This window comes from Vibrio sp. HI00D65 (assembly GCF_001635455.1).
Lineage (GTDB): Bacteria > Pseudomonadota > Gammaproteobacteria > Enterobacterales > Vibrionaceae > Vibrio.
This window is the reverse complement of sequence record NZ_LWEH01000374.1, coordinates 1-254: the sequence shown is the minus strand read 5'-3', so window position 1 is coordinate 254 and position 254 is coordinate 1. Positions and strand designations below refer to the sequence as shown.

The following is a 254-nucleotide window of genomic DNA, read 5'->3' as shown; positions in this document are numbered from 1 at the left end:
TTGCCTCTCCTCTGAGCTTATCTTCGGCCATATCCACCAGCCGAGTCGAGCCCAAAAGTTCAACCCTCTTATTAATAGAAAAGTTCTTGATCAGTTCATGTGTGTATTCACGGGTGATGGTTGCCGGAGTCGCAATAAGGCCAACAGCTTTATTCGCTAATAAGGAAGCAGGCTTGATCGCTGGGACTACCCCAACGATTGGAATGACATTATTAGCACGGAGTGTAGGGAGAACAATCGTACTGGCGGTGTTA

General features: G+C 47.2%; 1 pseudogene. It reads right to left on the bottom strand.

Annotation, left to right across the window (positions count from 1 at the left end):
* Positions 1-254, bottom strand: a pseudogene (locus tag A3712_RS21365) (glutamate racemase); the annotation flags it as partial.